At 61.6% G+C, this 21,244-nt stretch carries 11 protein-coding genes and 5 pseudogenes; 10 read left to right on the top strand and 6 right to left on the bottom strand.

Annotated elements, in window-relative coordinates; translation table 11 throughout:
* Window positions 1-9 precede the first annotated feature (9 nt).
* Window positions 10-1,172 (bottom strand): annotated as a pseudogene (locus JWR98_RS00455) (isovaleryl-CoA dehydrogenase).
* Window positions 1,173-1,322: 150 nt separating this feature from the next.
* Here JWR98_RS00455 and JWR98_RS00460 point away from each other — a divergent pair.
* Window positions 1,323-2,954: an AMP-binding protein gene (locus JWR98_RS00460; RefSeq protein ID WP_205489103.1), complete on the top strand. Its 1,632-nt coding sequence runs from the start codon at window positions 1,323-1,325 to the stop codon at window positions 2,952-2,954.
* 189 nt (window positions 2,955-3,143) lie between these two features.
* The gene (locus JWR98_RS00465; protein WP_179119935.1) at window positions 3,144-3,311 is read left to right on the top strand and encodes a hypothetical protein; all 168 of its coding nucleotides are present in this window, start codon (window positions 3,144-3,146) and stop codon (window positions 3,309-3,311) included.
* A 549-nt stretch (window positions 3,312-3,860) separates the two neighbouring features.
* Here the strand turns inward: JWR98_RS00465 and JWR98_RS00470 are convergent.
* The 3 genes and pseudogenes from JWR98_RS00470 to JWR98_RS00480 all read right to left on the bottom strand — a co-directional run bounded on the left by JWR98_RS00470 (window position 3,861) and on the right by JWR98_RS00480 (window position 6,242).
* Window positions 3,861-4,759, bottom strand: a pseudogene (locus JWR98_RS00470) (hydroxymethylglutaryl-CoA lyase).
* Between the two features lie 16 nt (window positions 4,760-4,775).
* Window positions 4,776-5,168: a MerR family transcriptional regulator gene (locus JWR98_RS00475; protein ID WP_003174785.1), complete on the bottom strand. Its 393-nt coding sequence runs from the start codon at window positions 5,166-5,168 to the stop codon at window positions 4,776-4,778.
* A 139-nt stretch (window positions 5,169-5,307) separates the two neighbouring features.
* Window positions 5,308-6,242, bottom strand: a pseudogene (locus JWR98_RS00480) (LysR family transcriptional regulator).
* A gap of 166 nt (window positions 6,243-6,408) precedes the next feature.
* On the opposite strand from JWR98_RS00480, the gene JWR98_RS00485 reads away from it, so the two are divergent.
* Entirely contained in the window at window positions 6,409-7,638 is a 1,230-nt protein-coding gene (locus tag JWR98_RS00485; protein ID WP_205489104.1) for an acyl-CoA dehydrogenase, read from the top strand.
* A 121-nt stretch (window positions 7,639-7,759) separates the two neighbouring features.
* On the opposite strand, the gene JWR98_RS00490 is transcribed toward JWR98_RS00485, so the two are convergent.
* A complete protein-coding gene (locus tag JWR98_RS00490) occupies window positions 7,760-9,091 on the bottom strand; it encodes a substrate-binding domain-containing protein (protein WP_205489105.1) in 1,332 nt (443 codons plus the stop codon).
* Between the two features lie 129 nt (window positions 9,092-9,220).
* On the bottom strand, window positions 9,221-10,033 hold the full coding sequence (xthA, locus tag JWR98_RS00495) for an exodeoxyribonuclease III (protein ID WP_205489106.1): 813 nt from the start codon (window positions 10,031-10,033) through the stop codon (window positions 9,221-9,223).
* Between the two features lie 169 nt (window positions 10,034-10,202).
* Between xthA and JWR98_RS00500 the strand changes: the two genes are divergently transcribed.
* From JWR98_RS00500 to JWR98_RS00530, 7 genes and pseudogenes are all read left to right on the top strand, one after another.
* On the top strand, window positions 10,203-10,853 hold the full coding sequence (locus tag JWR98_RS00500; RefSeq protein WP_078733750.1) for a GNAT family N-acetyltransferase: 651 nt from the start codon (window positions 10,203-10,205) through the stop codon (window positions 10,851-10,853).
* 63 nt (window positions 10,854-10,916) lie between these two features.
* Window positions 10,917-12,644: an autotransporter assembly complex protein TamA gene (locus JWR98_RS00505; protein ID WP_205489107.1), complete on the top strand. Its 1,728-nt coding sequence runs from the start codon at window positions 10,917-10,919 to the stop codon at window positions 12,642-12,644.
* Window positions 12,641-16,313: pseudogene (locus JWR98_RS00510) on the top strand (translocation/assembly module TamB domain-containing protein). The gene JWR98_RS00505 and the pseudogene JWR98_RS00510 overlap by 4 nt, the downstream one beginning before the upstream one ends.
* A 173-nt stretch (window positions 16,314-16,486) precedes the next feature.
* Window positions 16,487-16,960, top strand: a complete 474-nt coding sequence (locus tag JWR98_RS00515; RefSeq protein WP_078733747.1) for a MarR family winged helix-turn-helix transcriptional regulator — start codon at window positions 16,487-16,489, stop codon at window positions 16,958-16,960.
* Window positions 16,957-18,408: an efflux transporter outer membrane subunit gene (locus JWR98_RS00520; protein ID WP_078733746.1), complete on the top strand. Its 1,452-nt coding sequence runs from the start codon at window positions 16,957-16,959 to the stop codon at window positions 18,406-18,408. Before JWR98_RS00515 ends, JWR98_RS00520 begins: the two co-directional genes overlap by 4 nt.
* 15 nt (window positions 18,409-18,423) lie before the next feature.
* Window positions 18,424-19,622 (top strand): annotated as a pseudogene (locus JWR98_RS00525) (EmrA/EmrK family multidrug efflux transporter periplasmic adaptor subunit).
* Window positions 19,622-21,151, top strand: coding sequence for a DHA2 family efflux MFS transporter permease subunit (locus tag JWR98_RS00530; protein ID WP_078733744.1), 1,530 nt, complete (start codon window positions 19,622-19,624; stop codon window positions 21,149-21,151). The pseudogene JWR98_RS00525 and the gene JWR98_RS00530 overlap by 1 nt, the downstream one beginning before the upstream one ends.
* Window positions 21,152-21,244 lie beyond the last annotated feature (93 nt).

The raw sequence follows: 21,244 nt of genomic DNA on the forward strand, positions 1-21,244 counted from the left end.
CGCGCTCCCTCAGCGGGTTTCGTTGAACAGTTCGCGACCGATCAGCATCCGCCGAATCTCACTGGTGCCGGCGCCGATTTCGTACAGCTTGGCGTCGCGCAGCAAGCGTCCGGCGGGGAATTCGTTGATGTAGCCATTGCCCCCCAGGATCTGGATCGCATCCAGGGCCATTTGCGTGGCGCGTTCGGCGCTGTAGAGGATCACCCCGGCGCGTCCTTGCGCGTGGTTTCGCCACGCTCGCACGCCTGGGCCACCGCGTAGAGGTAGGCGCGGCTGGCGTTGAGTTGGGTGTACATGTCGGCGACCTTGCCCTGGATCAGCTGGAATTCGCCGATGCTCTGGCCGAACTGTTTGCGGTCATGGATGTAGGGCACGATCAGGTCCATGCAGGCTTGCATGATCCCGGTGGGGCCGCCGGAGAGCACCACGCGTTCGTAGTCCAGGCCGCTCATCAGAACTTTCACGCCGCCGTTGAGTGCGCCGAGGATGTTGGTTTCGGGTACCTCCACATCATCGAAGAACAACTCGCAGGTGTTGGAGCCGCGCATGCCCAGCTTGTCGAACTTGTTGCTGCGGCTGAAGCCTTTCCAGTCGCGTTCGACGATAAACGCGGTGATGCCGTGCGGGCCCTTTTCCAGGTCGGTCTTGGCGTAGATCACGTAGGTGTTGGCATCGGGGCCGTTGGTGATCCACGTCTTGCTGCCGTTGAGCACGTAGCGGTCGCCGCGTTTGTCGGCACGCAGTTTCATCGAAACCACATCGGAGCCGGCGTTGGGCTCGCTCATGGCCAGGGCGCCGACGTGTTCGCCGCTGATCAGTTGGGGCAGGTAGTTGAGTTTCTGTTCGTGGGTGCCGTTGCGGTTGATCTGGTTCACGCACAGGTTCGAGTGCGCGCCGTAGGACAGTGCCACCGAGGCCGAGCCACGGCTGATCTCTTCCATGGCCACCACGTGGGCCAGGTAACCCAGCCCGGCGCCACCGTATTCTTCCGGCACGGTAATGCCCAGCAGGCCCATGTCACCGAACTTGCGCCACAGGTCGGCGGGGAACAGGTTGTCGATGTCGATCTGTGCCGCGCGGGGGGCGATTTCCTTGGCCACGAAGGACTGCACCTGGTCGCGCAGCATGTCGATGGTTTCACCGAGGGCGAAGTTCAGGGACGGGTAATTCATGGACAGGCACCTTAATGTCAGCGTTGTTGTTGTGTGGAGCACGCGCTAGGGGAGGGCGCTCACCTTTACGTTAACGTAAGCTTGCGTTAGCGCGCTGTCAATCGTAGTTTACGTTTACGTCAACCTACAAAAAAGACAACAGGGGTCGTTATGGATCAACCACACCCGAGCTACAGCCGTGGCTCTCAGGACAAGACCTTGCTGGCCATGACCATTGGCCAGGCCTTTGATAAAACCGTCGCGCGGTACCCGGAAGGTGAAGCCCTGGTGGTGCGCCATCAGTCGCGTCGTTATACCTGGCGGCAACTGGCCGAAACGGTTGAGTTGCACGCCCGTGCGTTCCTGGCGCTGGGCATGCAGGCCGGCGACCGCCTGGGTATCTGGGCGCCCAATTGTGCCGAGTGGTGCATCAGCCAGATTGCCAGTGCCAAGCTCGGTGTGATCCTGGTGAATATCAACCCGGCGTATCGCAGCAGCGAGCTGGATTACGTGCTCAAACAGTCCGGCTGCCAGTGGCTGGTGTGCGCCGGGTCGTTCAAGACCTCCGACTACCACGCCATGTTGCAGGCGCTGAACCCAGACCTGCGCGGCCTTATCAGCCTTGATCCCAGCCCGCCCCCGGGCTTTATGCCCTGGGCGCAACTGGCGGCTCTCGGCGCAGGCGTGCCGCCCGAGCAATTGCACAGCCGCCAGGCCAGCCTGCATTTCGACCAGCCCGTGAATATCCAGTACACCTCCGGCACCACCGGCTTCCCCAAGGGCGCCACCCTCAGTCATCACAACATCCTCAATAACGGTTACATGGTCGGCGAAAGCCTGGGCCTCAGCGCGCAGGATCGCCTGGTGATCCCGGTGCCGCTGTATCACTGTTTCGGCATGGTGATGGGGAATTTGGGCTGCATCACCCACGGCACCACCATGATCTACGCCAATGATGGCTTCGACCCGCTGCTGACCCTCACCGCCGTCGCCGAAGAACGCGCCACCGGCCTATACGGCGTGCCCACCATGTTTATCGCCTTGCTCGACCACCCACGACGTGGCGAGTTTGAATTATCCAGCCTGCGCACCGGCATCATGGCGGGCGCCACGTGCCCCATCGAAGTCATGCGCCGTGTCATCGACGAAATGCACATGAGCGAAGTGCAGATTGCCTACGGCATGACCGAAACCAGCCCGGTATCCTTGCAAACCGGTGCCAATGACGACCTGGAACGCCGTGTCACCACCGTCGGCCGCACTCAGCCGCAACTGGAAAACAAAATCATCGACGCCGCGGGCAACACGCTCGCGCGCGGTGAGATCGGCGAGTTGTGCACCCGCGGCTACAGCGTGATGCTCGGCTACTGGAACAACCCCGAAGGCACTCGCGACGCCATCGACGAGGCCGGCTGGATGCACACCGGTGACCTGGCAACCATGGACGAGCAGGGCTACGTGTGCATCGTCGGGCGCAACAAGGACATGATTATTCGCGGTGGCGAGAACGTGTATCCACGGGAGTTGGAGGAGTTTTTCTTCACGCATCCAGCGGTGGCCGACGTGCAGGTCATCGGCATTCCCGATGAACGTTATGGCGAAGAGATCGTCGCCTGGGTCAAGTGCCATCCCGGCCATGGCGTCAACGAGCTGGAGCTTCAGGACTGGTGCAAGGGCCGCATTGCGCACTTCAAGACGCCGAGGTACTTCAAGTTCGTGGATGAATTCCCGATGACGGTGACCGGCAAGATCCAGAAGTTTCGCATGCGTGAGATCACTCTGAACGAACTCCGCCGCGGTTGACACACTTGAGCATGCGCAGGGCGATACTCGTGTGCCGCTTGTGTGCCGGTGCCACAGCCTAGGGTACCTGCGCACCCACTACAGCGATGAGTTGCAAGCGCTGACAGCCCCCGGCATCAAGCTGATAGATGAAAAGAGCGATGCGTTGTATGAACTGTCGAGGTTGCAAGAGGGCCCAGCGCGCTGGGCATGAGCCGCGACGAAATGCTGGTCGATGGCTCGATGCAAAGTGACTTTTATGTAAAGCAGATGGACGCGCTCAGCATCGAACGAAGCAGAGAGGCAAACCTGGGGCTAAAACGATTGACGCGAAAAGTGCTCAATAACCACGCGGCGGAGCAGGGCTCGCAGCTTTGAAGCACCCAGCGCAGAAAGCACAAAGGGGACCCGGAGGTCCCCTTTAATTTGTCGTTGCGTGCTCTTTTTTTATTATTGAGGGGCGGCCTATTGTTGTTTTTGGCAGCCGTGACCCTTTACCGCTGTTTTTGTCGACCCCCATTCGGGGTCAAGAGCAAACGTATTTTTTTGAGCGCTGATCTGCTTCTTCGTAAACGATCCAACCAGTGGGTAGCTACCTGAGGTAGTTTTATTTTTCTCTATCCGGTTGCGGGTTTCGGCGAGCCGTACCCTGCGAAGCACATCTTCTCCAAAAAAATCTGTTAGCTGCGTCTCTGCCGTGTTGTTTTTGTTATGTCAGAGTCGTTTCGTCTTATTTTTATTAGGTTTGGCGCTTTTTATTCTTGTTATGCCATAGAGATAGCAGAAGCCGTGCCAACTTTTAAAAAGTGTTTAAAATCAATGAGTTGTATTTTTGTGAGGAAATGCCTCGCAGCAAACACGAGAAAATATGTTCCCGTGTTACTCGATGTGTAGGCGCGCGGTAACACATTGTCACAGGCGCTCTACTCACACGGCGTTACGCGCCTTGGCCACCCGTGAGCCGCTGGGGCGTCCGAGTACCTGGCTGATTTGCCGGCCCGCGAGAATCAGCGCCTCCAGGTCGATACCGGTGTCGATGCCCAGCCCATCGAGCAGGTACACCACATCCTCGGTGGCGACGTTACCGCTGGCGCCCTTGGCATACGGGCAGCCGCCCAGGCCCGCGATCGAGCTGTCGAACACATGGATGCCTTCGAGCAGGCTGGCGTAGACGTTGGCAATCGCCTGACCATAAGTGTCATGGAAGTGGCCGGCCAGCTTGTCCCGTGGCACTTGTGCGCTCACCACTTCAAACAGCCGGCGCGTGTCGCCTGCGGTACCCGTGCCGATGGTGTCGCCCAGGGACACCTCATAGCAGCCCATGGCAAACAGCTCCCGTGCGACCACCGCCACCTGCTCCGGGGCGACCGAGCCTTCGTACGGGCAACCCAGCACGCAGGACACATACCCGCGCACACTCACCCCGTGTTCTTTGGCCGCGGCATGATCGGCACAAACCGCTCCAGGCTTTCGCTGATGGAGCAATTGATATTACGCTGGGAAAACGCCTCGGACGCCGCCGCAAACACCGCGATTTCCTTCACCCCGGCCGCCAGCGCATCTTCAAAGCCGCGCAGGTTCGGCGCCAGCGCGCCATAGGTTACGCCGGGCTTGCGCTGGATCTGCGCAAACACCTCGGCCGAACCGGCCATTTGCGGCACCCACTTGGGCGAGACAAAACTGCCGACTTCGATATAACTCAAACCGGCGGCGCTGAGCGCGTCCACCAACTGCACCTTGTCGGACACGCTGATGGGCTGGGCTTCGTTCTGCAGACCGTCGCGCGGGCCGACTTCCACCAGGCGTACGTGTGAGGGGAGGGACATGACGGTTACCTTCTGATCAATGGCCGGCCTGGCTCATGGTGTGCGCAAGGGCCTGGGTGCAGCGCTCTTCGGCGGTGTCCAGTTCCAGTTTCATTTGTTCGATATCCAGCAGTTGCTGTTCCAGCTGTTCACGGCGCTCGGCGATTTTCGCCAGCATGCTGTTGAGCTGGATGTGATTGCCGCTGGTGGGGTCGTAGAGTTCGATCAGTTCGCGGCATTCGGCCAGGGAGAAACCGATGCGTTTGCCGCGCAGGATCAGCTTGAGGCTGACCTTGTCACGCGCCGAGTAAATGCGCTCCTGGCCCCGGCGTTCCGGGGCCAGCAAGCCTTGCTCTTCGTAAAAGCGAATGGCGCGGGTCGTGATGTCGAGCTCGCGTGCGAGGTCGGAGATGCTGTAGGTGGTGCTCATGACGGTGCTCAAGGGGTGGCTTGGGCGTTAGGCTAGTGGCTGGTTTACGTTAACGTCAAGGGCTGCTTTGCAGCCCGGCGTAGGGCAAGCCTGCTCACTACAACAAGCCTGCCTGCTGCAGCAAGCTCTCTTGTGCGGGTCAAGCCTGCTTGCCATCGAGCTTCTTCTCATGGGCGGTAACCTGCTGGCACAGCTCGATCATCTGTTCACGCATCCAGCGGTTGGCCGGGTCCTGGTCGGTGCTTTCGTGCCAGTACAAGTGCGTTTCCACCGCGGGTACGTCGTTGACCGGCAAATTGAACCAGTGCAGTTCGTGGCGTCGGGCGAAGCGTTCGGGCACGGTCATGACCATGTCGGTCTGCTGCAGCACTTGCGAGGCCATCAGGTAATGCTGGGAACGCAGGGCGATCTTGCGCTGCAGGCCCATCTTGCCCAGGGCCAGGTCGACATGGCCCAGGCCGTTGCGGCGGCTGGAAATATGGATATGGGTCAGCCCCAGGTAATCGTCCAGGGTCAGCTTGTCCTTTGTCGCCATAGGATGGCCCTTGCGCATGGCGCATACGTAGCGGTCTTCCATCAGCTTGACGTGACGCACTTGCGGGTCGGTGTTGAGCGGTGCGTCCACCGCAAAGTCCAGACGGCCGGCGGCCAGTTCCTTGGTGGTTTCGCGACGTTTGGACAGGAAGCTTTCGATCACCACCGTCGGCGCCAGGCGACGCAGGCGCTGGAACAACGCCGGCAAAATCACCGCCTCGGTAAGGTCGGTCATGCTGATGCGGTAGGTCTTGGCCGCCTGTTGCGGGTTGAAGATGCGGCTTTCCTGCACCGACACCCGCAGTAACGACAACGCGTTGCGCACCGGGCCAATGATGTTCTGCGCCATCGGCGTGGGCACCATGCCCTGTGCGGTGCGCACGAACAGCGGGTCGTTGAAGGTTTCGCGCAGGCGCGCAACGCGTTGGACACCGCCGGCTGGGTGATGCCGACGATCTGCCCGGCGCGGGTCAGGTTGGCTTCGGTGTAGATCGCGTCGAAGACGATAAAGAGGTTGAGGTCGACCTTGCTCAGATTCATTGGGGTGCGCTCTTATTGTTAGATGGCGATTTGTTGCGTGCCGAGGCGTCGATCATATATCGGTGATGAATGTTAATACACGCCGAGAATAGGCTAGGTAAATTATCAACGCTGTTCTAGCATCGATTGCATGACTTAAACAACCTCTCAGAGAAGGGAGCTGCTCATGGATTTCGCCTATTCGCCCAAGGTTCAGGAACTGCGTGAACGCGTCACCGCATTCATGGACGCTCATGTCTATCCCGCCGAGCCGGTGTTCGAACGCCAGGTCAGCGAAGGCGACCGCTGGCAGCCCACCGCCATCATGGAAGAACTCAAAGCCCGCGCTAAGGCCGAAGGCCTGTGGAACCTGTTCCTGCCCGAGTCCGAACTGGGCGCCGGCCTGACCAACCTTGAATACGCACCGCTGGCGGAAATCATGGGCCGCTCCTTGCTGGGCCCGGAGCCGTTCAACTGCTCGGCCCCCGACACCGGCAACATGGAAGTGCTGGTGCGCTACGCCAATGAAGAGCAGAAACACCGCTGGCTCGAACCGCTGCTGCGCGGCGAGATCCGTTCGGCGTTCGCCATGACCGAACCGGACGTGGCCTCCTCGGACGCCACCAACATGGCCGCCCGCGCCGAACGCCAGGGCGCCGAATGGGTGATCAATGGCAAAAAATGGTGGACCTCCGGCGCCTGTGACCCGCGCTGCAAGATCCTGATCTTCATGGGCCTGAGCAATCCGGATGCGCCGCGTCACCAACAGCACTCGATGATCCTGGTGCCGGTGGACACCCCCGGGGTGAAAATCGTACGGCCGCTGCCGGTGTTCGGCTACGACGACGCCCCCCACGGCCACGCCGAAGTGCTGTTCGACAACGTGCGCGTGCCGTATGAAAACGTCCTGCTCGGCGAAGGTCGCGGCTTTGAAATCGCCCAGGGCCGTCTTGGCCCAGGCCGTATCCACCATTGCATGCGTTCGATCGGCATGGCCGAGCGTGCGCTGGAGTTGATGTGCAAACGCTCGGTCAGCCGCAGCGCCTTCGGCAAGCCGTTGGCCCGTTTGGGCGGCAATATCGACAAGATCGCCGACTCACGCATGGAAATCGACATGGCGCGCCTGCTGACCTTGAAGGCGGCCTACATGATGGACACCGTGGGTAACAAAGTGGCGAAAAGCGAGATCGCCCAGATCAAGGTGGTGGCGCCGAACGTAGCCTTGAAAGTGATCGACCGCGCGATTCAGATCCATGGCGGTGCCGGCGTGTCCAACGATTTCCCGCTGGCCTACATGTACGCCATGCAACGTACCCTGCGCCTGGCCGACGGCCCGGACGAAGTGCACCGCGCGGCGATTGGTAAATTCGAGATCGGCAAGTATGTGCCCAAAGAGCTGATGCGCGGCGGGCAGTAAGACCGAGTCGTCTGCAATCGGGGCAAGCCCCTCCCACACTTGGATTGGTGTACACGGACAAAATGTGGGAGGGGGCTTGCCCCCGATGAGGCCGGTTCAGGCAATGAAGATCCAGCAGGGCTCAATACACCCAAACCTCCACCCGCCGATTCTTGATCCGCCCCTCATCCGCCGTATTCGCCGCCACCGGCATCTGCGCGCCAAAGCCGCGAATATCCCTCAGCACCACGCCGTTCTTGACCAATTCGCGCCGTACCGCCATCGCCCTCAGCTTGGACAGCAACGCCGCCCGCTGCGGATCGTTCTTGGCATCGCCGAACCCCACCAGCGTGACCTGTTTGTCGAGTTTGTCGTGGCCCTTGAGATACGCCACTACCCGCTGCAGATCCTGGCGCGCCTTGTTATCCAGGCTGGCGCTGCCTTCCTCGAAACGAAAATTCACGCTCAGGCGCTGGGCGTCACGGGCGATGGCTTGATAGTCCTGGGGCATCGATGCGCGCGGTTCCACGGCCATTGCCTGCACTTGCTGCGCAATGAAGCCGTTGGCTGCGACGATGGCCTGGCCTTTGCCGCTCTGGGCAAACGCTACCAGCGCCTTGGCCCATGGGTTATGGCTTGACGGCGGCAGGTAGAGAAACAAGCGGCGGGACAGCGGGTAATCTTCGGTGGCGATCAGGCTGTTGAGCGGCAACATCGGCTGCGAGTCGCCATCCACAATCGCCACGGCCTTGGCCTTTCGTACGTAGGGCAGGCCAATAAAACCGATACCTTGGGGGTTCTGGCTCACCGCGTCGGACAATTGCTCGCTGGACTCGTAGCGTTTGGCCGAAGCGATGAGCGGCTTGCCGCGCAGGCGCAGCACCAGCTCCTTGAACGTGTCGTAGGTGCCGGACTGATCGTCCCGCGCGTACACCTCAATGGGCCCGCCGATACCGCCCAGTGCCTCCCAGGTGCTGATTTCACCATTGAAAATCTGCGCCAGTTGCTCGGTGTTCAACGTGTTCAGCGGGTTGCGGGGGTTGAGAATGATGGCCAGGCCGTCGATGGCGATCACCTGTTCGGCTTCAGGACTTTTCAGGTCGCCGAGGGGTTCGAGGTCGACCAGTTCGCTGTCCTTGATCGAGCGAGACGAAGCGGCGAGGTCAGCCGTGGCATTTTTCAGCGCTGCAAAACCTGTACTGGAACCATGCGCTGCCACTTCGATCGTGACCGACTTTCCCTGGTGAGTCGTACCGATCACGCGCTGTTCGTTGGCACCGGCCGATTCACTGTGTATCGCGTGCAAGCCCTGTTGCTCCATCAATCCCTTGACCAATGCAGGGCCCAGTGCAGCGCCGATGGTGTTGGAACCCTGGATGCGTAGCGCAGGACCTTGTTCGGGGACGGGTAGGGGAGTTGCCACAGCGGGGAGGGACAACGCGCAACACAACAGAAACAGAACGCGCAGCGTCATGCCGGCACCTTCTCAAGCCAAAGGGAGTGCCGCGAGATTAAGTCAGTTGGGTTTCAATAATGTGACTGGCGATCAAGCGATCAAATGTGGAAGGGGCCTCCCACATTCAGCCCCAACACGGTCAGGGGGTCAGCTCAGTTCAAGCCAGATCGGCGCATGGTCCGATGGTTTCTCCAAGCCGCGCAGATCGTAATCCACCCCGGCATCCTTGACCCGATGCACCAGGCCCGTGGACGCCATGATCACGTCAATGCGCAGCCCGCGCTTGGGCTCGTCTTCAAACCCACGGCTGCGGTAGTCGAACCAGCTGAAACGGTCGGTCACGTCCGGGTTGAGATGGCGGAAACTGTCCACCAGGCCCCAGTTTTTCAAGCGGGCCATCCATTCGCGCTCTTCCGGCAGGAAGCTGCACTTGCCGGTTTTCAGCCAGCGCTTGGCGTTGTCGGCGCCGATGCCAATGTCGCAATCTTCCGGGGAAATATTCACGTCGCCCATCACCACCAGCGCCTGGTCATTGCTGAACTGGCTTTCCAGCAGTTGCTGCAAATTTTCATAGAAACGCTGCTTGGCCGGGAACTTGGTGGGGTGATCGCGGCTTTCGCCCTGCGGGAAGTAGCCATTCATGACCGTGACGGGGTTGCCGTGTTCATCGGCGAACGTGCCCCAGATAAAGCGGCGCTGGGCGTCTTCCTCATCGCCGGCAAAGCCTTTGTGCACGCTCAAGGCTTCTTGGCGCGACAACAGAGCCACGCCGTAGTGGCCTTTTTGGCCGTGGTAATACACGTGATAGCCAAGGGCTTGTACTTCGGCCAGGGGGAACTGGTCATCGTGGACCTTGGTTTCCTGCAGACCGATCACGTCCGGTTGGTGCTTTTCGATCAGCGCCGCCAGCTGATGAGGGCGGGCGCGCAGCCCGTTGATATTGAAGGAGACGATTTTCATGGTCGGCGGTCCGGTCCTGGCAAAAAGGCGATGCTAGCCGACAAGTCGGATGGGGGCCAGCGTGGCGCTGGCACTGTTGCGCTGCTAAGGTCTGGGAACGACTCGCGCTGCACAGGTTCGTACCCATACGAACGCCGTCGTTTGAATGGCGCCCAGGGAGATTCACCGTATGCCTGACACTTCGACTGCCATTGCTGACATCCGCCTGCTCAACAGCGGGTATTCGCGTGAGGCCCGCTCCCTGTTGTACCAGGCCTATCGGCATGAGCCGACGTTCGCCTACATCTTCGAAGCCGAGCGCGCCGGCTATGAACAGCGGGTACGCGCCACCGTGCGCGAGCTGGTCAAGCAGCATTTTTTCCAGAAACTGCCGGCCATCGGCCTGTTCGTCAATGACCGGTTGATCGGCATCGCCCTGATCGCTCCGCCGCAACGACGGCTGGGGATTACCGAGAGCTGGGCCTGGCAATTGCGCATGTGGCTGAGCACTGGTGTGCGCGGTACGCGGCGGTATCTGGACTACCATCACGCGGTCATGGCATGCCTGCCCGGTGAGTCGGTGCATGTGTTGCCGTTGCTGGGCATCCACCCGCAATTCCAGGGCAAGCACTACGGTGAGCAGCTGCTGGAAGCGGTGCACAACTGGTGCGCCGAAGACCCGCATTCCTCCGGCGTGGTGTTGGATACGGGGAATTCACGTTATCTGGACTTCTATAAGCGTCAGGGCTACGAGGAAATCGGTGAAGTTGCTGTAGGGCCTATTCTGGAACACGTGTTTTTTCATCCCAATCCGCAACCGTCACAGGCTGCGACAGCTTAAGACAGAATTATTCACACAATTCTCAGTTCAAAGAGTCCCCTCAGCTCTGTAGCATCCGCGCCTATGAAATTTCCAGGAAGATACACCAGCGGCTTGGTTCTGCTGTTCGTAAGCTGCGGCGTAGTGGCGCAAAGCGAATTGGACGTGCGGATCAAGCCCTCGAACGACGCGTTGAAAGCCAATATCGAAGGCTACATCGGCGGGGTGGGCGATCGTGATGAAGTAGCCTTGCTGCGGTTCAGCCATGGCGCCGAGGAGCAGGCACGCAAAGCGGCCCAGGCCTTGGGCTTTTATCAGCCACGCATCGACAGCGATGTGAAGGGCGGCAAGAACCCGCGCCTGATCCTCAACATCGACCCCGGCGAACCGGTGCATTTGCGCGACGTAACCATTCGGGTCGACGGCCCTGCGGCGAACCTCAAGGCGTTTCGCGTGCCCGCCAGTGACGAGCTCAAGGCCGGTGCCGTGCTCAACCACGGCCACTACGAAGAGGCCAAGCGGCTGATCCAGAACCAGGCCTCGCGCTACGGCTTTTTCAGCGGGCGTTTTACCAGCCAGAAACTCGCGGTGGACCCGCAGGCGGGCGTCGCCGATATCGAACTGGTGTATGACAGCGGCCCGCGCTACACCTTGGGCAAGGTCAACTTCGCCGGCGACACGCCGTTCGACGAAGACCTGTTGCAGCGCATGGTGCCGTTCAAGGCCGGCGAGCCCTACGATTCCGAACTGATCGCCGAACTCAACCAGAACCTGCAGGCCAGCGGTTTTTTCGAAGGCGTGCGCGTGGATGCCGCGCCAGCTGCGTCGGCCAACGATGTGATCCCGGTGGCCGTGCGCCTGGAAACCCGTAAACCACGCACCATGGGCCTGGGCCTGGGGTTTTCCACCGACGTCGGCCCACGAGGCAAGGCCAACTGGACTCGCCATTGGGTCAACCCTCAGGGCCATAGCTACGGTTGGGAAACCGAGTTGTCGGCGCCACGGCAGAACGTCGGGCTGTGGTACGACATTCCGCTCGACCCACCGCTTACCGACAAACTGCGGTTCGCCGGCGGCTACCAGAATGAAGAACTGGCAGGCACCGACACCTTGAGTAAGTTGCTCACCGTGGGCCCGGAATGGCACAGCAAATTACCCAGCGGCTGGACCCGGGTGATCTCGCTCAAGTACCAGCGTGAAGAATATCGCCTGGGCAATGACTCGGGCCTGAGTAACCTGGTGATGCCGGGTGTCAGCTATTCCTACCTGCGCAGCGACAACCGCATTGACCCCCACCACGGCTACCGTCTGCAATTCGACACCAAAGTGGCCAAGGAAGGCTTGGGTTCGGACACCAACCTGCTTTACGGCACGGCCATGGTCAAGGGCCTCACCACCCTGTGGGACAACCACCGCTTCCTGGCGCGTGCCCAGGTCGGCGGCAGCGCCACCAATGGCTACAAGTCGGTACCGCCGTCGCTGCGTTTCTTTGCCGGTGGCGACCAGAGCGTGCGCGGCTACGAGTACCAGACCCTGTCACCGGAAAACGACCGTGGGGATCGCGTCGGTGGGCGCTACATGGTGGCCTTGAGCGCCGAGTATCAATATTCCATCGCCGAGAAATGGCGGATCGCGACCTTTATCGACCAGGGCAACTCATTCAACAACCTGGAATTGCCCAGTCTGAAAACCGGCGTGGGTGTCGGCCTGCGCTGGGTGTCGCCGGTCGGTCCGATCCGCCTCGACCTGGCCCATGCCCTGGAAGAACCGGGCGGCGTTCGTTTGCACTTTTCCATGGGGCCTGAGCTGTGATGCGCGGTTTGAAAATAGCGGGGCTCGCCGTGCTGGCCGTCCTCGTTTTATTGTTATTGGCGCTGTGGACGGTGCTGGGTAGTCAGGCCGGCAGTCGCTGGGCCTTGAGCCAGGTGCCGGGCTTGAGCGTGGAGAATTTTGAGGGCCATCTGGGAGGCCAGTGGCGTGCCGATCATCTGTTGTGGCAGCAAGACGGCAGCCATGTGGAGCTTAAAGCGCCGACATTCGATTGGTCGCCGGCCTGCCTGATGCGCATGACCCTGTGCGTCAATCGGTTGGATGTGGAACAGGTCAGCCTGCAATTTCCACCGAGTACCGAAGACAGCGGCGGCCCTATCACGTTGCCGGATCTAAAATTGCCGGTTGCCCTCCAGTTGGGCGACATTCGCGTCGGTAGCCTGCTGTTTAACGGCAGCGAAGAACTCAAGGGCCTTCACCTGGCGGCGCATTGGACCGCCGCGGCCTGCAGATCGATTCGGTGCACCTGCAACGCGACGATCTGGTGCTGGACCTGGCCGGCCTGCTGCAGCCCACTGGCCAGTGGCCGCTGACCGCCAGCGGCAACCTGAGCCTGCCTTATGCACCCGGCGGCGCGCCGTGGACAGTCGCACTCAAGGTCGATGGCGACCTGCTCAAGACCCTCAAGCTCGACGCCGACAGCAGCGGCTATTTCCCTGCCAGGCTTAGCGGCGAGTTGCAGCCGCTGGTGGAAAACCTCCCGGCCTCCGTGCACATCACCGCCGATGGCTTCAAGCCCAGCGCCGAGTTGCCCGACACCCTGCAACTCAACCAGCTCGACCTCACCGCCAAAGGCGACCTGAAAAACGGTTACCAATTGCTCGGCAAGGCCGTGCTGCCGGCGGAAAAAGGCCCGGTGGACCTGTTGCTGCAAGGCAAGGTCGACGCCAAGGGCGCGCAGATTGCCGGCCTGGACCTGACGGCCGGCGACAAGCAGAGCCTCAAGCTCGCGGCCCAGCTGGATTGGCAACAAGGCTTCAGTGCCGACGCCAGGATCGAGTGGCTCGACTTCCCGTGGCATCGCCTCTATCCGGTGATTGACGAGCCGCAGGTTGCGTTGCGTACGTTCACGGGTGAAATTTCCTATAAAGACGGCAACTACCTGGGCAATCTCAAGGCCGACCTCGACGGCCCCGCGGGCAAGTTCAATGTGGTCACGCCGTTCAGTGGCGACCTCACGCAGATCTTCCTGCCCGAACTCAAACTGACTGCCGGTCAGGGCAAGGCCGAAGGGCACCTGAACCTGCAGTTCGCCGATGGCATCGTCTGGGACACCGCGCTGGATCTATCGGCGCTGAACCCGGCCTACTGGGTCGCGGAGCTTCCCGGCACCCTGGCCGGGCCGCTGCGCAGCAAAGGCGAGTTCAAGAATGAACAGCTCAAGCTCAACGCCGACCTCGACCTCAAGGGCCGCCTGCGCGGCCAAACCGCCGTGCTCGCGGCCAAGGCCGATGGCGCGGGCGAGCAGTGGACCCTCGCCAACCTGGACATCCGTCTGGGCGATAACCGCATCAACGGCAGCGGCAGTCTGCAACAGCGCCTGGCCGGCAGATCGACATCAAGCTTGCGCGCCTGGCCCAGCTATGGCCGCAATTGCGCGGCCAGGTCAACGGCCGCCTCGACGTGGCGGGCAGTCTCAAGGCGCCACACGGCAAACTCGACCTCAAGGGCCAGCAATTGGCGTTCGCCGACAACCGCCTGCAAAGCCTCAGCCTCGGCGCCACCCTGGATAACGCCCAGCGCGCGAGCATCGAACTCAAGGGCAGCGGCATCCAGAGCGGCGACACCCAGGTCGGCACCCTCACGGCCAGCGCCCAGGGCGACATCAAGCATCAAAAAGTCCAATTGGACCTCGCCGGGCCGTTGGTCAAGCTGGCCTTGGCCCTGGACGGCAACCTCGACAAAGGCAACTGGCGCGGACGCCTGGCCAGCGGTGACGTACAAGCCGGTGGTCAGGACTGGAAGCTGCAGGCCCCGGCGAAGATCGAGCGCCTGGCCGACGGCAAGCTGACCTTTGCCGCCCATTGCTGGGTCTCCGGCGCGGCCAGCCTGTGCGGCGAAGACCAACGGCTGATGCCGGAACCCCGGTTGCGCTACCACCTCAAGCAATTCCCCCTCGACAGCCTGGCGGCGTTTTTGCCCAAAGACTTCGCCTGGCAGGGCAAGCTCAATGCCGATCTGCAACTGGACCTGCCCGACAGTGGCCCCAAAGGCCTGGTCTCGGTGGATGCCGGTGGCGGCACCTTGCGCGTCAAGGACAAGGACCAGTGGCTGGATTTCCCCTATGACACGCTCAAGCTGGAAACCACCCTCAACCCCAAACGCATCGACGCCCAGTTGAACTTTCGCGGGGGCAAACTCGGTGAGTTGCTGTTGCAGGCGCAGATCAACCCGCTGCCGAAGAACAAGCCGATCAGCGGTAATTTCAGCCTCACCGGCCTCGACCTTGCCGTGGCGCGACCCTTTCTGCCGATGGTGGAAACCCTCAGCGGCAAACTCAACGGCAATGGGCGCATCTCTGGCGGCCTGCTGGCGCCGCAGGTTAATGGCAGCGTGAACCTGATCGGCGGCGAAGTCTCCGGGCCCGAACTGCCGGTCAGTTTCGAAGGCCTGAACGTGCAGGCGCAGATCGCCGGCGACGGCGTCCAGCTCAACGGTGGCTGGCGCAGCGGCAAGGCCGGGCGGGGCAGCCTCAAGGGGCGGATCGACTGGGGCCAGGCCCTGGCGGTGGACTTGAGCTTGCAAGGCGCGTACTTGCCAGTGACGGTGGAGCCTTACGCCGAGCTGGAAGTGGCGCCCGACCTGAAGATCACCCTCAAGGACGACAAACTGGCGATTGCCGGCAAGGTACAGATCCCGCGAGGCAACATCACCGTGCGCGAACTGCCGCCATCGACCGTCAAGGTCTCGGATGACACCGTGATCATCGGCAGCCAGACCGAAGAGGGCAAGCCGCCGATGGCCATGGCCATGGATATCGACGTGGCGGTGGGCGACGACCAGCTCAACTTCACAGGCTTCGGCCTCACCGCCAAGGTGCAGGGCCATGTGCATATCGGCGACAACCTGGACACCCGTGGCGAGTTGTGGCTCAACGACGGCCGCTACCGCGCCTACGGTCAGAAACTCGACGTACGCCGTGCGCGCCTGCTGTTCGCCGGGCCCCTGGACCAGCCGTACCTGGATATCGAAGCCATCCGCAAGACCGACGACGTGGTGGCCGGTATCCGCCTCAGCGGCAGCGCCGAACAACCCACCACGCAAATCTTCTCGGAACCGGCCATGAGCCAGGAGCAGGCGCTGTCCTACCTGGTATTGGGGCGCCCGCTGAGCACCACCGGCGAAGACAACAACGTGCTCGCCCAGGCCGCCCTGGGCCTGGGCTTGATGGGCAGCGCCGGAGTCACGTCCGACCTGGCCAAGAACCTGGGCATCCAGGATTTTGAACTCGATACCCAGGGCAGTGGCAACAACACTGCGGTGGTGGCCAGCGGCAAGATCACCGAGAAGCTCAGCCTGCGTTACGGGGTAGGGGTGTTCGAACCGGCCAGCACCATTGCCTTGCGCTACCTGCTGAGCAAGAAGGTCTACCTGGAAGTGGCCAGTGGCGTGGCCAGCTCGCTGGATATCTTCTACAAACGGGATTTTTGATCCTGTCGCGGTAAAAAAATGTGGGAGGGGCACTGCCCTCCCACATTGTTTCGTATTTCACCTCTTTCCTGAACAAATACCAAGCAACCTAATTATTCCATTTGACTTTCGCTGCCTAGGCAGTAACATCTCGTCATACATTCACTGCCTAGGCAGTAATAAGGTGACTTCCGATGCCCCACTTCACCCCTGCTAATTTCCACAACTGCCACCTCGGCCTATTGCTCGGCCGCGCCGCGATCCTCAAGGACCGCATCATCGACACCCATATGGAACCCCACGGCATCACCGCCGCGCAGTTCAAGGTGTTGATCATCATGGCGCAGTTCGGTGTCGACACCCCGGCGGAGCTGTGCCGCCACCTGTCGCTGGACAGCGGTTCGATGACGCGCATGCTCGACCGGCTGGAGCAAAAAGACCTGCTCAGCCGCAAGCGCTCGGAACTCGACCGTCGCCAAGTGCAGTTGGTGTTGACCCCTGACGGTCAGCGCCTGGCGGACCTGCTGCCGTTCATCGGCGCCCAGGCGTTGAACCAGTTGGCCGGCGCACTGGAGCCGGGCGAGCTGGAATCCCTGGAGCGGATCCTCAAGAAAATTCTGATAGCTGCCGGTGACCCCATCACTATCCAGCGGGTAGGTAATAAATGAATACACGTGCCCTTTGCCTGGTGCTCGCGGCCATGAGCCTGGCCGGTTGCGCCAACTACAGCGGCCTTGACACCCAGGGCCAGCGCCTCGACGCCAACACGCTGCAGACCGGCAAGTCGCTGAGTGGCGTGGCCTTGTCGCCCGCCGCCTGGCCGGCAGCCGATTGGTGGAAAAGCCTCGGCGACCCCCAACTCGACGGCTTGATCCGCGAAGCCCTGCAAAACAGCCCCGATATGCAAGTGGCCGACGCCCGTGCCCATCAGGCCCAGGCGGCTGCCTATGCCGCGAACGCCGCGCGCATGCCGACGCTGGACGCCAGCGCCGGTGTCAGCCGTTCGCGCCTGGCCCGTGACCAGGACCCGCGAGGCGAGGGCGATGCCTATTCCACCGTGCGTAATATCAGCGCCAGCTTCAATTACACCTTCGACCTCTGGGGCGGCCAGCGCGCCACCTGGGAAGCCGCGCTGGGCCAGGCGCGCGCCGCCGAAGTCGACCAACAGGCCGCGCGCCTGACCCTCGCCGCCGACGTGGCCAAGGCCTACAGCGACCTGGGACAGGCGCACATCGTGCGTGACCTGGCCGCCGATGACCTCAAGCGCACCCGGCAAATGCTCGACTTGAGCAAGCGCCGCCTGGATTCAGGCATCGACAGCCACTACCAGTACCAGCAGACCGAGAGCCTGGAAGCCAGCTCGCAGTCGCAACTGATCGACGCGGAAAAACAACTGCAGAGCGCCAGGATTGCCTTGGCGGTGTTGCTCGGCAAAGGTCCGGATCGCGGCGATGAACTGGCGCGCCCCAACGTGTTGAAACCTGCCGCCGTCGCCGTGCCTTCGGTGCTGCCCGCCGAACTGCTGGGTCGTCGTCCGGACCTGATCGCCGCGCGCTGGCGAGTCGAGGCCGCGAGCAAGGACATCGCCGCCAGCAAGACACGCTTCTACCCCAACCTCAACTTGAGCGCGAGCGCCGGGGCCGAGTCGTTGCTGGGGGATGCGATGTTTGGCTCGGCTAGTCGTTTCTTCAATATCGCACCGACTGTTTCGCTGCCGATCTTCGACGGCGGTCGCCTGCGCGCCGACCTCGATGCCCGCGACGCGGACTACGACCTGGCCGTGGCGCAGTACAACAAAACCCTGGTGCAAGCCCTGGGCGACATCGGCGACACCCTGTCGCAACTGCGCGAAACCGGCCGGCAGATCCAGGCCCAGCAACACGCGACCGATATTGCCCAGCAGTCCTACGACACCGTGGTTCAGCGCTATGGCTCCGGAATCGGTAGCTACCTGGACGTGCTCAGCATCGAGCAGCAACTGCTGCAGGCCCAGCGTCAGCTGGCGAGCCTGAATGCCGGGCAGATCACGCTGTCGATCCAATTGATGCAGGCCCTGGGCGGCGGCTTCAACGCCGACAACGTGGCGTCGACCACCCCAGCCACACGCACCGAATAATTCGAGGTATTTGTCATGGCCACCGCCGAAAACACCACCGCAACTGAACAACCGAAAGACAACAACCCGCGCAAACGCAAAGTCATGCTGATCGGTCTGGCGCTGATCGTCATTCTCGGCGCCGTCGGCGTATGGGGGTGGTATGAGTTTTACGGGCGCTTCAACGAAAGCACCGACGATGCCTATGTAAACGGCAACGTGGTGGAAATCACCCCACTGGTCACCGGCACCGTGGTCAGCATCGGTGCGACGATGGCGACCTGGTCCATGAAGGCCAGGTGCTGGTCAATTTCGACCCCAACGATGCCGCGGTCGGTCTGCAAAGCGCCCAGGCCAACCTGGCGCGCACCGTGCGCCAGGTGCGTGGTTTGTACAGCAACGTCGACGGCATGAAAGCTCAGGTCAATGCACAGAAAGCCGACGTGCAAACCGCCCAGGACAATTACAACCGTCGTAAAACCCTGGCCCAGGGCGGGGCGATTTCCCAGGAAGAGCTGTCCCACGCCCGTGACAGCCTGACCGCGGCGAAGAACGCGCTGACCAACCTTGAGCAGCAACTCAAGACCAGCAACGCCCTGGTGGATGACACAGTGATTTCGTCTCACCCCGATGTGCAGGCCGCCGCCGCGCAACTGCGCCAGGCCTACCTGACCAATGCCCGCAGCACCCTGATCGCACCGGTGACCGGCTACGTGGCCAAGCGCACCGTGCAACTGGGCCAGCGCGTGCAGCCGGGCACCGCGCTGATGGCGGTGATCCCGCTGAACCAGCTGTGGATTGATGCCAACTTCAAGGAAACCCAACTGCGCGAGATGCGTATCGGCCAGCCGGTGGACATCGAGTCGGACATCTACGGCAGCGACGTGAAGTTCAGCGGCACCGTCGACAGCCTCGGTGCCGGTACCGGCAGTGCGTTTGCCCTGTTGCCTGCGCAGAACGCCACCGGTAACTGGATCAAGATCGTGCAGCGTGTACCGGTGCGCATCCACATCAATGCCGAAGAATTGGCCAAGCACCCGCTGCGGGTGGGCTTGAGCACAGTGGTCAATGTGAACCTGCACGACCAGAGCGGCCCGGTACTGGCGCAACAGCCGCCGCAAAAAGCTTCGTTCACCACCAACGTGTATGACCGCCAATTGGCCGAGGCCGATGCCATGATCACCCAGTTGATCCATGACAACAGCGTCGCCGCTCCCAAGGCTGTGCAACGCTGATGAGCAATAACGCCGCGTTCACGCCACCCAGCCTGTTGATGGCCACCATTGGCCTGTCGCTGGCGACCTTTATGCAGGTGCTCGACACCACCATCGCCAACGTGGCGTTGCCGACCATCTCCGGCAACCTGGGCGTGAGTTCGGAGCAGGGCACCTGGGTGATCACCTCGTTTGCGGTGAGCAACGCCATTGCCTTGCCGCTCACCGGCTGGCTGAGTCGGCGCTTTGGTGAGGTGAAGCTGTTTTTGTGGGCGACCATCCTGTTTGTGCTGGCCTCGTTCCTGTGTGGTATCTCCACCTCGATGCCCGAGCTGATCGGCTTTCGGGTGCTGCAAGGCCTGGTCGCCGGGCCGTTGTACCCAATGACCCAAACCTTGCTGATCGCCGTGTATCCGCCCGCCAGGCGCGGCATGGCCCTGGCGTTGCTGGCGATGGTCACGGTGGTGGCGCCGATTGCCGGCCCTATTCTTGGTGGCTGGATCACCGACAGTTACAGCTGGCCGTGGATCTTCTTTATCAACGTCCCCATCGGCATTTTTGCGGCGATGGTGGTGCGTGCGCAGTTGAAGAAACGCCCGGTAGTCACCAGCTATCAGCCGATGGATTACGTGGGTTTGTTGAGCCTGATCGTCGGCGTCGGCGCTTTGCAGATCATCCTCGACAAGGGCAATGACCTGGACTGGTTCGAATCCAATTTCATCCTCATCGGCGCGGCGATTTCGGTGATTGCCCTGGCGGTGTTCGTGATCTGGGAAATGACCGACAAGCACCCGGTGGTCAATCTGCGCCTGTTTGCCTACCGCAACTTTCGCATCGGCACCATCGTGTTGATCGGCGGCTATGCGGGTTTCTTCGGCATCAACCTGATCCTGCCGCAGTGGCTGCAGACCCAGATGGGCTACACCGCCACCTGGGCCGGGCTGGCGGTGGCGCCGATCGGTATTCTGCCGGTGCTGATGTCGCCATTCGTGGGTAAATACGCGCACAAGTTCGACCTGCGCCTGCTGGCGGGGTTGTCGTTCCTGGCGATGGGGTTAAGTTGCTTCATGCGCGCCGGTTTCACTAACGAAGTGGACTTCACCCACATCGCCCTGGTGCAGATGTTCATGGGCATCGGCGTGGCGCTGTTCTTCATGCCGACCTTGAGCATCCTCATGTCCGACCTGCCGCCGCAGCAGATTGCCGACGGCGCCGGCCTGGCCACCTTCCTGCGGACCCTGGGCGGCAGCTTTGCGGCGTCGCTCACCACCTGGATCTGGATCCGCCGAGCCGACCAGCACCATGCCTACATGAGCGAGAACATGACCACCTACGACTCGGCCACGCGCGATGCCTTGCAGGCGCTGGGTGGGGCAGGGCAGAAGGCGTATTCCCAGCTGGATCAGATTCTCACCAGCCAGGCATACATGATGTCCACCGTGGATTACTTCACGTTGATGGGGTGGATCTTCGCCGGCTTGATGCTGCTGGTGTGGCTGGCCAAGCCGCCGTTTGGCGCGAAGGCCGGGCCGGAAGCTTCCGGGCATTGATTCCCAAGGATTGAAATGCAATCAAAGGTGGGAGGGGGCTTGCCCCCGATAGCGGTGGGTCAGCTTCAAATAGGCTGACTGATACACCGCCAT

It is taken from the genome of Pseudomonas lactucae (genome assembly GCF_016937615.1).
Classification (GTDB): Bacteria; Pseudomonadota; Gammaproteobacteria; order Pseudomonadales; family Pseudomonadaceae; genus Aquipseudomonas; species Aquipseudomonas lactucae.